The organism is Nostoc sp. (assembly GCF_036917775.1).
In the GTDB taxonomy this organism is placed as follows: Bacteria; Cyanobacteriota; Cyanobacteriia; order Cyanobacteriales; family Nostocaceae; genus Nostoc.
This window is the reverse complement of sequence record NZ_JBALEQ010000157.1, coordinates 1-13,509: the sequence shown is the minus strand read 5'-3', so window position 1 is coordinate 13,509 and position 13,509 is coordinate 1. Positions and strand designations below refer to the sequence as shown.

Below are 13,509 nucleotides of genomic sequence, written 5' to 3'. Positions count from 1 at the left end.
GGAATCTGAACTCCTGATTTTCACAAACTCGTCATTACCTGAGCTAATTGATTAGATAAATCAATCCCCGGATTCTCTGATTTTGTAAATAAAACGCCAGCTAAGAAATAATAATCGCCAGAATAAAACGCCATTTTGTTTTTTCGGAGTTCTTCTATGTGTTGTTTTACTTTAGGTTCAGAGCTATAGTAGCCGAACTCCAAAGGTACCACCATAAAATTTTGAACATAATAACCATTTTGTTTTGCTATATTCAACGTATTTATGGGATTAGAAAAGCTAGATATTAAAACCAAGACATTTTCATAATCTAACGACAAAAGATCATTGGTAACTGTTGCTCCATCTACGCCCCCAAATAAAAGTGGTATATAAATATCGTCATCTGGTGCGGGTAGATAGGGTGGATTAGCTACAAGATACTCGGCATCTGGTTGAGAAGAATTAAACAAAGATGAATTATGGATTATATATTTATTTGTGAGATTGTATTCATCAATGGTTGAATTGGCAACTTTCCATGCAGAAGTATTTAATTCAAATCCCTGGATTACGCCATTAAAGTTGTTTCTCAATAAAGAATTAATTACAGGGCTGCCATCTCCTGAGCCAAACTCCACAATAGATTCAGAACTTTTACAATTTCTGATCACAAAGCTTTCTAAACAGTTTGAGTAGAAATTGGATTCTTCAGGACAAAAAAAGATATCTTTCATTTGACTGCAACCAATTGGTAATGTATAATAAGCAGGAAAGAAATTATTTATTACCTTGTATTAAGGCAATAAGAAACTGTTCCTTTAGCAACACCTTGCTAAAGAAATGTTTTTGCAGGTAAATTAGATATAAGATGACTTAAAAATGTCAAATTAAAATTCTAAAATCTGCTATTTTTAATTTTTGGGATTTCTCTTCACATACGAATCAGACAGATTGTTTTGCTTCGCGTATCGATCGCACAACAGCAGTAGCGGCGCGATCGCTCATTAGTTTCTCCTGGTCATACCCAAGCAGGAGTTCCCACGCATTCTTGGGATACTGTTCTGCTAAAGACAAAGCAACATCATCTAACATCCAACGGCCGTGGCGTTCATCTTCCCTGATGTGCAGTTCCCAATAACCCATCGCCGCCTCTGACAGTTCCAATCGTTGCGCCGCCGCCAGATAGTTTTTATAAGCCGCAGGGCCAGCCACCTCAAAATATGTCAACGCACCACAATAACGTAGGAAATAGCGTTTGCGATCGGTGGTCAAAAAATTATGATTAGCACAAGCTAGAACTTCCCAAGGCACTAAATCGAAGTATCCTTCTGGTTCAGTGTTCATCCCAAATTCAGCCAGCATTTGGGCAAAAAATGTCGAGTGCTTGCGGGATAAACGACCATTGCCGTATTCTTCTAGTAATACTCGCACCAGCGTACACTGCACTTCATTCGCAGCACCACCCAATACGTAGCAAAGACGACTACCTTCAACCAAGCCATCAAAAGAACCGATCGCTAGCAGGTGACGATATCCAGCTTCAGTCATATCCTCACGAATATAGCGGCTACTATCCGACAAAGGCGGATTTAAATCGGCGGATGCACGCTCAATTAAAGCGTGTTTGACATCCAATTGTTGCAGCGCGGGTAAATCTATCTGTGCCAGTTCCCAGTTTTGCCAAGCAGCCTCAATTTGATCGCGACATGAGAATAAATAAAGCGATCGCTCATTGGTATAGTGCTGTAAATCTTCGTACCAAAACAACTTAAGCCGATTAATTCGATAAAGTATCCGTTGCAGAAAACGGTGAGCCTGTTCATCAGAGCGATCGTTTTTATAAGCGGCACGAATTGCTGTTGAGAGCGCCTGTTCAAACTCACTAGCTATTGCAGGTTTGATATCCAGATGATGATCCAAATCCTCCATTGCTAGCAGTTCTATAAATTGCTCTTCAGCACGGTCGTACTTGGTAATTTTTCTTTCTTCTGTTTGGGTGCTTTTTTTCGCAGTCCCAGCATTAGGAAATATAACTAAATTGCTTTGCATGGAATCTTCGCTAGCTATGGAAAAGTGAGAAATTAGTTTCACCTCTAATACCTAGGTTTCCACACCAGTAGCTTTGTGTACCTCTTTCCCTGGTTATAAACAAAGATTAAGTTTCAAAAGAAGGGCATTGGGCAAAACAGTTCCGAGTGCTGAGTGCTGAGTGCTGAGTGAAGAGTTAGAAGTTATAAATATCTCCCCCTGCTCCCTGCCCCCTGCTCCCTGCCCCCCTGCCTCCTTCCCCCTACTACGGCGCTTTCGGCTGTTGCTCAATCGGTTTACTTGGCGGAATCTCTTCCAGAGGAATGAGTGCTTCGATTACTGACTTAACAATTGGTGCGGCAACAGTAGAACCATAAGCACTTTCTCCTTTTGGCTCATCCACCAGTGCAAAGACTACATAGCGAGGAGATTCTACTGGTAAAATAGCCACAAAACTCGTCATTCTAGCACCCTTGATGTAACCACCATTAGGACTAGCTTTTTGGGCTGTACCAGTTTTACCAGCAATGCGATATCCGGGAATTTGTGCCGCCTTACCACTGCCTTCATTAACAACAGTTTCCATCATTTCTACAACCTTTTGGGCTGTTGCGGCTGAGAAAATTTGGCGTGATATAGTCCGAGTGGGTGAATCATGCATCTGCCCTTTGGTATCAATCAACCCTCGAACTACATGAGGTGTAACCAATTTCCCGCCATTGGCTAAAGCACCGTGCATTTGCACTAGCTGTATCGGTGTCATCGAAAAACCTTGCCCAAAGGAAGTAGTAGCTGGTTCAATTGGTGAAGCGATAAATTCTTCTTGACTTTTGAGCCGACCGCCAACTTCAAAAGGTAAATCTGTATCAACTTTTTGTCCTAGCCCCAAGCGTTCCAGCCAGTTATAGTAGATGGAAGGCTTTAAGCGTTGGATAATTTGCACCATGCCAATGTTGCTGGAATATTGCAAAATCTGAGCGATACTGATTCGCCCATTACCATTATTCATGGCATTTTTGATGGTGTAATTAGCTACTCGAATAGAACCGGAGTCATTAAACATATCATCTGGTTTGATGACATTATTTTCCAGAGCGATCGCCACATTCAAAGGTTTAAAAGTCGAGCCTGGTTCATAAAGATCCGCCACCGTCCAGTTTTTAAACAGCGAGATATTAGCTTTAGCGTATTCATTAGGGTTATAGGTAGGCTGAGAAACGAGGGCGAGTAAGGAACCATCCAACGCATCCATTACAATTACCGCCCCACGTTTAGCATCAAACTTCTCCATTTGTTGTTTGAGTGCCAGGCTAGCAATGCGTTGCAGACGGCTATCGATTGTGAGTTGCAGCCTTAAATCATCAAAATGCAGAAAACCTTCCGGTGCATGATCCGGCATCACAGCCCCATTGCCAGAGCGACTGAGCCGCACCGTTTGCACAGGACGTTCTAACAACTTCTCTTGAGAATATTCCACACCTGCTTGACCACGACGGTCAACATTCACATAACCCACCACATCAGCAACCAAATCGTCTGGCGGATAATATCGGGAGTATTTTTGAATTAACTCTAAGCCATTTAAACGCAAAGAAGTCACGCGATCGATAATTTCTTCCGGTAGGGCTGGGGCAAGTATAATTCCGCTTTTTTTACTTTGAAAAGTTTTTACCAATTCAGCAGTATCTTTGGCCAATATTGGGGCAAGTCGCTCTGCCATCTCTTCATTAGACTTATCAAACAGCTTGGGATGAGCGTACAAAGTATACACAGGACGGTCAATCGCCAACAGTTCACTATTGCGATCTACTACTGGGCGACGGGGCATAAAAGGTCGCAAATCCACCATTTGCTGGTTTCGCGCCTGCTCTGTTAATTTTGCCCCCTTGACAATTTGCAAGTTATACAACTTGATACCTAACCCCAATCCTGCTGCCATTAACACGCCCCAGACGACGAACAGCCGGGAGTTGGTATTGGATGTTTGATTTTGGATATTAGAGGCAAGTATCCCCAATAACCCTCGTCTAGAACCCTTCTGCTGCTTTTTGAATCCTGGATTCCGAGACTTTCTTAATCTTGTTCTGCTTGGTAATTTTTGCATTGCCTACTCAGTACCAAATTACTTTTCGGAGTCAAAAGTCCAAACTTAAAGTTAGTTACTCCATAACTCCTGTACAGACGCGATTAATCGCGTCTCTTCTAACTCTTAATATCCAAGTGGTGATAGTGTTTGCCGTTGCGTTTCCGAACTTGGCGTTATGTTAGGCGTTATTTTATTAGATGATGCTGGCTTAGACGTATGAGGTGCTGGAGACAAGAAAATCATTCCTTGAGGGGTTGGCAATACTAGCCCTGCTGTTGATTGTTCTGCTTCCTTAGCCATTCTATTTGTCAGCGTGGCATTGGTTGTCGTTAGTAGTCGCTCATGACGTTGGAGGTTTTGCAGTCTGCGATATGACTTACTCCAAAGCTCTTGAGAATATACTGTCCAGCCATAAACAGCAAGTGTCGATGCTACTACCAAAAACGCTAAAACTGTCGAATAACGATGAAATGTGTACAAGCGCAACAACCATAAAGGTACAGCTCCAGAATTAGGCATTGCGGGAAGTCCAAGAAAATCTACCCCTGAACTTTTCTGAGTCGCACTGGACTGCTCATTGATATTTGGTAACTTTTGTTTACCCAACTCTTTCACCGATTTGGGCATAGCTGCCTTATTTGTGGCAGAAACCGCTAAATTTTTTGAGGAACGCTGTTGTCTTTGAGAAGATAAGGGTGTGGATTTAGTCGCTGGTGTAGCAGCGCTCTGTGCTACCGACTCTATACGCGCAGAACGTCGCCTTCCTAAAGAAAACATAGAATCTCGCCAGAACCAATTACCCTTTCCAGAAATAGCAGATTTACGAGCAACTACCATAAATTTTTTAGATTGAAAATACTGTACTTTAGATTGATTTTCTTGATTGTCTGTTTTTGATAGGGTTAAGACTTACTTCTGTGCAACAAGCACACATAACAGACTACACCCTTTTAACTGTTCTGATAGATAGTTGTAACAATTGCATCCTCTAGATATTGCAATGTTTGCAATCAGCGATTAGCAACCAGACAGCTTACCCTTTAGAGATAGCACCTAAAGTATGGCAACGCTGGGCAGCAAGGTGCAATACTCTGTGAAAAAAATAAAATTTTTTGTTATGATAGCTCGGTTTGCTAGAAAATTTGGTAATTTCCTTTTTGCTTCTGAGTTAAGAGAAACTAATCAGATAGCTGTATGAGACATACTGGCAAAAAGAATATCCCAAAGGATTATTTTTTTAAGTATGTAATCTCACAGCATTAAAAAAAAAGCAATAAATACGGTATCGTATTCAACAGGCGAAAAATTTTTCTAGCCACAATTGGTGAAAGAGGAGTTATGAAAACAAAAATCTTTGGTTTGGCTGTAATCTTAAGTCTAGCTACAATTCTGGGAGCCTGTGGTGAAGGCGGTGGTGATGGTGGTACTACTCCTAGTACTCCTGCTGCTACAGGTGAACCAACTGATGCGCCTCCCGCTACTAAAATCACACCTGCGGCTACACCTGCTGCTACCCCTGCTGCTACTCCTAAATAAGGCATCTTAAGCTTTTAGCTTTAGTTGAAATCATGCCCAAAACAGCTTAGTAACAACGCTCGTCACCACATAGCTTGAATTAATAGGTTTATCTAGAAACCTTTATCTTTCTTTTGGTGTATCAGAGCCTAGAGTTTGCTCAAATATCAGCTAAGTAGGGCAGCAATAAAAGGACACTGGTGATGAGGATTACCTCGTCAACCAGGTGTCCGCCTGAAAATTCTCGCCTGACCGAGCCTTATTCCAAGTAAAAGAGAGTTTATTTCTGTAAATCTAAGCCATGTTGTGGGCAAAATACTTCCACAATCTTAGTGTTTAGAATAGCTTAAACTCCTGAGTTTTGAGAGGACAAAAGAATTCATTGCGATCGCTGGCAATTGCTCAAGAGCATTCCCTGTAGTCTATTCTGTATTAGGACAGACCTAGTGATGTTTCTTGATATTGCCAGATTTTTATTGGGAATTGGGAATTGGGAATGGGGAATTGGGAAACAGATTTTTAGGCTGCGTTGTAAACGTAGTTCAGGAGATGGGGAGAATTAAAGCGAGAAAGGCAGTAAAGATACTGGGATTAATTGTAATTATTGCAACTTTTATTGTGTTAAATGGCAATTGGGGATCAATGGTCATAGCATTACCGCCGCCAGAGGATACGCCAGAAGAAATATTACGGACAAAGATTATTATAGAAGCGCGATCGCCAATTGATGGAAGCTTCCTAACAGCTGCCGAATACATTCAATTACAAGCGCAGCTTCAAGAAGCCCCACCACCAAAACTAGACCCCAAAATTCGGGAACAGATTTTCTTGCTTCGCCTACGTAAAACCTTACTTCAGTTTTTCCCATTTTTAAATTTTTGAGAAATTCCCCATTCCCCATTCCCCATTCCCCATTCCCCATTCTGATGTACGATAACGGTGGCGACAAAATTGCAAATAAATGTAAAGAATATATATAGATATTAAAAAAGTAGATTTAGTCAATCACGTTATTTCACTTAGGTAGCTTCATGTCCATGACCACGATCGCCCCTGAGCAGGTTAACAGCATCGTTTGGAATCAGCATAACGATCCCTTTGAAATATTAGGTTCTCATCCCATAGAACAAGACGGAAAAACTGTCTGGGCTGTGCGGGCCTACTTACCAAATGCAAGTGCGGTATGGGTTATTCTTCCTGAACAACGGAAAGAATACCCAATGCAAACAGTGCATCATCCTCACTTTTTTGAATGCACTATTGAAACCACAGAACTGGCAAACTACCAGTTACGGATTAAAGAAGGGGAACATGAGCGTGTTACTTATGACCCTTACGCCTTTCGTTCTCCCAATTTGACAGATTTTGATTTGCATTTGTTTAGTGAAGGAAACCATCACCGCATATACGAAAAACTGGGAGCGCACCCCACGGAAATAGGCGGCGTTAAGGGCGTTTATTTTGCAGTTTGGGCACCCAATGCTCGCAACGTTTCATTGTTGGGAGATTTCAACCTCTGGGATGGGCGCAAACACCAGATGCGTAAAGGGCCAACCGGGGTTTGGGAATTGTTTATTCCTGAAATCGGTGTGGGAGAGCATTACAAATATGAAATCAAAAATTTTGAAGGACACATTTACGAAAAATCTGATCCCTACGGTTTCCAGCAAGAACCCCGCCCGAAAACGGCATCTATTGTCACTGATTTAGATGCTTACACTTGGGATGACGAAAACTGGATGGAAAAGCGGCGACGCACTGATCCCCTTACCCAGCCTGTCTCAGTTTATGAAGTGCATTTAGGGTCTTGGTTACACGCTTCGAGTGCCGAACCTGCTAAACTGCCAAATGGTGAAACTGAACCAGTCGTTATCGTTTCGGAACTTAAGCCAGGCGCACGTTTCCTTACCTATCGGGAACTAGCTGACCGACTGATTCCATACATCAAAGAATTGGGATATACCCATTTAGAAATACTGCCCATTGCGGAGCATCCCTTTGATGGTTCTTGGGGTTATCAAGTAACTGGGTACTATGCTCCCACCTCCCGTTTTGGCACCCCCGAAGATTTCATGTATTTTGTTGACAAATGTCACCAAAATAATGTAGGGGTAATTGTGGATTGGGTTCCGGGTCACTTTCCTAAAGATGGACATGGTTTAGCTTTCTTTGATGGTAGCCACCTGTACGAACACGCTGACCCCCGCAAGGGCGAACACAAAGAATGGGGTACTTTGGTGTTCAACTATGGTCGCCATGAAGTTAGTAATTTCCTAGCAGCCAATGCCCTCTTCTGGTTCGACAAGTACCACATTGACGGAATTCGTGTCGATGCTGTTGCATCGATGCTCTATAACGACTATTGCCGCAAACCAGGAGAATGGCTGCCCAACCAGTACGGCGGCAGAGAAAACCTAGAAGCTGCAGATTTTCTGCGTCAGGTAAATCACATTATTTTTAGCTATTTCCCCGGCATTCTTTCAATTGCTGAAGAATCTACTTCTTGGCCAATGGTATCTTGGCCCACCTACACAGGCGGACTGGGCTTTAACTTGAAATGGAATATGGGCTGGATGCACGATATGCTGGATTACTTCAGCATGGATCCTTGGTTCCGCCAGTTCCACCAAAACAATATCACCTTTAGTATGTGGTACAACCACAGTGAGAACTTCATGCTAGCTCTATCCCACGATGAAGTGGTGCATGGCAAGAGCAATATCATCGGTAAAATGCCGGGGGATACATGGCAGAAGTTAGCTAATATCCGTTGTTTATTTAGCTATATGTTTGCTCACCCAGGCAAGAAAACCATGTTTATGAGCATGGAGTTTGGGCAGTGGAGTGAGTGGAATGCTTGGGCAGATTTGGAGTGGCATTTATTGCAGCATGAAGCCCACCAGCAGTTAAAAACGTTTTTCCGGGAATTGAACCATCTCTACCGTTCTGAGCCTGTTTTGTACACCCAGGATTTTGCTGAACCGGGGTTTGAGTGGATTGACTGTAGCGACAACCGCCATAGTGTAGTTTCTTTCATGCGTCGTGACAAGGATTCTGATGATTTTGCGATCGTGGTTTGCAATTTTACACCACAACCCCATTCTCACTACCGCATTGGTGTACCGCAAAAGGGATTTTATACTGAGTTATTCAATAGTGATGCACGTCAATATGGCGGCAGTAACATGGGTAACTTAGGCGGCAAGTGGACGGATGATTGGTCTTTGCACAGTCGTCCCTATTCGCTAGATTTGTGTTTGCCACCTTTGGGTGTGTTGATTCTCAAGTTGGATAAGAAAAAGACTGCTGAGGTAATTGGATAACAATTTTGGGTGGGTATCCCCCACCCAATCTTGATGTTTTATCGAGTGGTTATAAAATTTTTGCCATTTTCTCATTCCCTGCCTGACAAACAGAGAATGAGAGAAAATTAACTTGCGGCTATATTGCCCCAACCTATGTAGGGTAATTTTGCAGCTGTTGTCCGAACTTGGCTAGCATTCGCCACCAACTGACCGCAAGCATCCCAAGTCCCAGAAATAAATGTGCTTCTTGTACCTTCACCGATCGCAACTGGGGCAGTATAATCATCAATTTGCACTTGCAAGGTTTCCAGATTCACTGTCACGGCGGCTTGAGGATTGGCAGCTACTAACTCTTGCAGTTGTTTAACAGTAGCAGCGTCGGCTGTCACACAAGGTATACCCATTGCGACACAGTTACCGAAAAAGATTTCTGCGAAGCTTTCACCTATTAAAGCTTGGATTCCCCATTTTGCGATCGCTTGGGGTGCGTGTTCCCGTGATGAACCACAGCCAAAGTTGCGGTTGACTATTAAAATATTTGCGCCTTGATATTGCGGTTGGTCAAAGGGATGTTCACCTTTAAGTGCTGTCCGGTCATCAATAAATGCACCTTCGCCTAACCCATCAAAGGTAACGGCTTTTAAATATCGTGCGGGAATAATGCGATCGGTATCTATATCATTGCCCACTAAAGGTATACCGCGCCCTGAAACTGTTTTAACTTCACTCACCATAATTTTTATTTACCTATCATTTCAATGACAGCCTGTTAATTTCTACAAATGACCAAAAAATTACAGTAACTCACGCACATCAGAGACTTCGCCTTTAATCGCAGCTGTGGCAACCATCGCCGGACTCATTAACAATGTCCGACCAGAAGAGGAACCTTGTCTGCCTTTAAAGTTGCGATTAGATGAGGAGGCACTGATTTGTCTTCCTTGTAGCTTATCAGGGTTCATGGCTAGGCACATGGAACATCCCGGTTCACGCCATTCAAATCCGGCTTCCTGAAAGATTTTATCCAATCCTTCAGTTTCTGCCTCTTGCTTCACTCTTTCAGAACCGGGGACAACAAAGGCTTTGATTCCCTCTGCAACATGGCGACCTTTGGCGATTTTTGCCGCTTCCCGCAAATCACTAATTCTACCGTTGGTGCAACTACCAATAAAGCAGACATCTATTTTGGTACCCTTGATTGGTTGACCGGGATATAAATCCATGTAGCGGTAAGCTTCTTCGGCAATAAATCGGTCTTCTTCAAGCAGTTCTTCTGGTTGAGGCACTAACTGGTTGACACCGATACCTTGACCAGGAGTAATCCCCCAGGTGACAGTAGGAGAAATTTCCGCAGCGTCGAATACGACTACATCATCGTACTGGGCATCAGCATCGCTCTTGATGGAATCCCACCAAGCCACTGCTTTATCCCAATCTGCATCTTTGGGAGCAAAATCTCTGCCTTTGAGGTAATCGTAGGTAACTTGATCGGGATTCACATAGCCGCATCTAGCACCGCCTTCGATCGCCATATTGCAGACAGTCATTCTTTCTTCCATATTCATTTGTTCAAATGTCGTACCTGCAAATTCGTAGCCATAGCCCACGCCACCTTTAACGCCAAGGGTGCGGATGATATGCAGGATGACATCTTTGGCGTAAACTCCTGGGTTCAGGTTGCCGTTAACTTCAATTTTGCGGACTTTTAGTTTTGAGAGGGCGAGGGTTTGGGAAGCGAGAACATCCCGCACTTGGCTAGTACCAATACCAAATGCGATCGCACCAAATGCCCCATGACTCGAAGTGTGGCTATCTCCACAAGCGATCGTCATTCCTGGTTGAGTCAGTCCCAGTTCTGGAGCGATGACATGAACTATACCCTGACTACCAGAACCGATGTTGTAAAAAGTTATGTTATTTTCTTGGCAGTTATTTTCAAGCGCCTGAATCATCTCCTCTGCCAAACTATCAACAAAGGGACGTGCCTGATTTTCTGTCGGCACAATATGATCGACTGTGGCAACAGTCCGCTCTGGAAACAGTACTTTTAGACCCCTTTCGCGTAACATAGCAAAGGCCTGGGGACTGGTAACTTCATGAATTAGGTGAAGCCCGATAAATAGTTGCGTCAGCCCAGAGGGAAGTGTACCAACGGTGTGTAAGTCCCAAACTTTATCAAACAGGGTACCTTTGCTCATACGTAAATTAATATTTAAATAGTCCGGTCTTAAATAGTATCAAAAAATAGTCTAAGTTTTTATAGATTGCTTCATAATATTAGTTACATTTTTGTACTCTTATTCTTCTGTGTCGCGCCAGATGCAACAACGGGAAGGCAGTCCATTTCCTTTGGGTAGGCAATGTCCGCTTTTGGTCTTCCGTAACTCATCCGTAAGCCCTAACTAATATTTAAAGCCTCCATCCCAAAGAGATGCGATGTTACGGGTATCCTGGTGATGCCCAGTGTGGAATGCTGGTAATAAAGTTGCTAAAACTACGCTTGTAGTAGAAATTGCCTGATTTTGATCCTTTACATTACTTTAGAGACAGTCTTTGAAAACTCAGCTTAATTCTTCTAGTAGAGGAGAGAGCTAATTAAAAAGCCATATACTGCAATTACCAAGCAATAGTTTGATTGGCTCCTAATTAAAGACCTATTAGGAGCTTTTTTTAATTGATATTTTTTAAGTGATTATCTACCTATAGGGGCGGTATATATAGAAAAGCGTAGTTGCGATTAAACTATTCCTTATGGATATTAATGATTGATTCTGATGGTAGATGGATTCAAAAGATCAAGATTGATAATATGTATTCGTTGAGTAAAAAACCTTTACCGAATTAATAACAATGAATATTCTTGCTTGGATTGTTTTAGGTCTAATTGCTGGTGCGATCGCTAAAGCTATCTACCCCGGTCATCAAGGTGGCGGTATTCTAGGAACAATTTTATTAGGAATCATCGGCGCTTTTGTTGGTGGTAGTCTAGGAGTATTTTTCAGCACAGGGACGTTAAGTTTAGCAGCTCCCAGTCTTAGTATTCCGGGTATTGCAGTAGCAGTTCTTGGTGCAATTGTTGCGGTTTTCCTGTGGAATCTATTAACAAATCGCAGTGCGGTATAAAAGCATAATTGCTGACAATAACTGAAAGTAATTTAGCAAATTTATTTAATTATCGTGAATTAAATTCAAAAAATAGCACTAGCCTAATCACAGGTTGGTGCTATTTTTTAACTTTTGAGCAATCAAAATTTGTAGGATTTTAATAGTGTGCGATCGCTGTTAGCATGGCATATTAAAGACTTGCAATTTAAAAAAATGCTGTTTTGCAGGTGAAGCCAGTGCATTACGGTGAAGCAATCCGCAGAAGAGGCAGGTTTCGCCCATGAGAAACTGCTATTAGCGTAATGCTTTTACACCACTAATCCCCGTCACCCGATTAGTGGGACTTAGACAAAAAACAAACACCTATAAAATAGCCTCAAATCTATATGCAGATAGGCTTTGACATCATTTTGTTTGGTTTTTTGATATATCCAGGTTTTATAAAAAAATTATATGCATTCAAATATTACTGTTTTTAGTGGGAAAACTAAGTTTAGTCAAAGTGCAATCTACCACACCACTAAAGCAGGTATATATGAGCGCGGTTAAACTTCAAGCTAATGATTATCCTATCTCTAAAATATTTGGCAACGATTTTATCTTCACTATTCCTTTATATCAGCGCCCCTATGCCTGGACAACGGAGCAAGCAGGGGAACTACTTGAAGATTTGGTCACTGCGTTGGGAGATAGTGACAATAAAATTGATGATATAAACCCGTATTTTTTAGGAAATATTGTACTCATCAAAGGAGATAAACCAGATGCTCAAGTTGTGGATGGTCAACAGCGTTTGACTACACTTACTGTATTGCTGGCTGCTTTACGGGCATCAGTTTCCAAAGAAAATATACATATATTAACAAAATATCTTTATCAAGAAGATGATTTTGATCCTAATGATAACGTTTATCGTTTGACTGTGCGTGAGCGAGATGCACAGTTTTTCAAGGAATATATTCAGGATGAAGGTGGTATTGATAAGCTGAAAAATTTACATACTGCTAAACTATCAGATAGTCGTAAAAATTTCAAAGAAAATACATTATTGTTTGTAAATCGCTTACAAAGTTGTACTAATAATCAGCTTCTGCGGCTTACTCAATTTATCATTAAAAGATGTTTTTTAGTAGTAGTTGCCACTCCAGATATTGACTCTGCATACAGAATATTTTCTGTAATCAATAATCGAGGAATGGATCTGTCTCATGCTGATATTTTGAAAGCAGAAATTATCGGTAAAATTTCCCTTGAGCAACAGGAAAAATACAGTACTAAGTGGGAAGAAATGGAAGAGAAACTAGGACGTGATATATTCAAGAGCCTATTTTCTCACATCAGAATGATTCACGTAAAATCCAAGCCGCGTGAAAGTATACTTAAGGAATTTCTGAATAGACTCATCCGCGAATCATGAAAGCTTACCAGGAGAGAGTTACAAGGATTTGCACGGAAGGAGCGATCGCTATCTGGCTGTACGAGGAAATA

11 protein-coding genes are annotated in these 13,509 nt (G+C 41.9%); 5 read left to right on the top strand and 6 right to left on the bottom strand.

What is annotated here, in order from left to right:
* Positions 1 to 20: 20 nt before the first annotated feature.
* From V7K69_RS31610 to V7K69_RS31595, 4 genes are all read right to left on the bottom strand, one after another.
* Entirely contained in the window at positions 21 to 716 is a 696-nt protein-coding gene (locus V7K69_RS31610; RefSeq protein ID WP_335042014.1) for an SAM-dependent methyltransferase, read from the bottom strand.
* Positions 717 to 924: 208 nt separating this feature from the next.
* Entirely contained in the window at positions 925 to 2,031 is a 1,107-nt protein-coding gene (locus V7K69_RS31605) for an iron-containing redox enzyme family protein (protein WP_335042105.1), read from the bottom strand.
* 244 nt (positions 2,032 to 2,275) lie between these two features.
* Positions 2,276 to 4,114 carry a peptidoglycan D,D-transpeptidase FtsI family protein gene (locus V7K69_RS31600; protein ID WP_335042012.1) on the bottom strand — a complete coding sequence of 613 codons (1,839 nt, stop codon included), beginning with the start codon at positions 4,112 to 4,114 and terminating at the stop codon, positions 2,276 to 2,278.
* A gap of 105 nt (positions 4,115 to 4,219) precedes the next feature.
* A complete protein-coding gene (locus tag V7K69_RS31595; RefSeq protein ID WP_335042010.1) occupies positions 4,220 to 4,933 on the bottom strand; it encodes a hypothetical protein in 714 nt (237 codons plus the stop codon).
* A gap of 501 nt (positions 4,934 to 5,434) precedes the next feature.
* Between V7K69_RS31595 and V7K69_RS31590 the strand changes: the two genes are divergently transcribed.
* The 3 genes from V7K69_RS31590 (at position 5,435) to glgB (ending at position 8,934) form a co-directional block, all read left to right on the top strand.
* Positions 5,435 to 5,632: a hypothetical protein gene (locus V7K69_RS31590; RefSeq protein ID WP_335042008.1), complete on the top strand. Its 198-nt coding sequence runs from the start codon at positions 5,435 to 5,437 to the stop codon at positions 5,630 to 5,632.
* 528 nt (positions 5,633 to 6,160) lie between these two features.
* Positions 6,161 to 6,493 carry a hypothetical protein gene (locus V7K69_RS31585; protein WP_335042006.1) on the top strand — a complete coding sequence of 111 codons (333 nt, stop codon included), beginning with the start codon at positions 6,161 to 6,163 and terminating at the stop codon, positions 6,491 to 6,493.
* Positions 6,494 to 6,642: 149 nt separating this feature from the next.
* Entirely contained in the window at positions 6,643 to 8,934 is a 2,292-nt protein-coding gene (gene glgB, locus V7K69_RS31580) for a 1,4-alpha-glucan branching enzyme (protein ID WP_335042005.1), read from the top strand.
* A 107-nt stretch (positions 8,935 to 9,041) separates the two neighbouring features.
* On the opposite strand, the gene leuD is transcribed toward glgB, so the two are convergent.
* Both leuD and leuC read right to left on the bottom strand, forming a co-directional pair.
* Positions 9,042 to 9,650, bottom strand: a complete 609-nt coding sequence (leuD, locus tag V7K69_RS31575) for a 3-isopropylmalate dehydratase small subunit (RefSeq protein WP_193950775.1) — start codon at positions 9,648 to 9,650, stop codon at positions 9,042 to 9,044.
* Between the two features lie 60 nt (positions 9,651 to 9,710).
* Positions 9,711 to 11,114, bottom strand: coding sequence for a 3-isopropylmalate dehydratase large subunit (leuC, locus tag V7K69_RS31570; protein WP_335042001.1), 1,404 nt, complete (start codon positions 11,112 to 11,114; stop codon positions 9,711 to 9,713).
* 652 nt (positions 11,115 to 11,766) lie between these two features.
* Here leuC and V7K69_RS31565 point away from each other — a divergent pair.
* Complete coding sequence (locus V7K69_RS31565) at positions 11,767 to 12,039, top strand: GlsB/YeaQ/YmgE family stress response membrane protein (RefSeq protein ID WP_185584679.1); 273 nt, start codon at positions 11,767 to 11,769, stop codon at positions 12,037 to 12,039.
* A 517-nt stretch (positions 12,040 to 12,556) separates the two neighbouring features.
* Positions 12,557 to 13,438, top strand: coding sequence for a DUF262 domain-containing protein (locus V7K69_RS31560; RefSeq protein WP_335041999.1), 882 nt, complete (start codon positions 12,557 to 12,559; stop codon positions 13,436 to 13,438).
* The last annotated feature ends 71 nt before the right edge of the window (positions 13,439 to 13,509 follow it).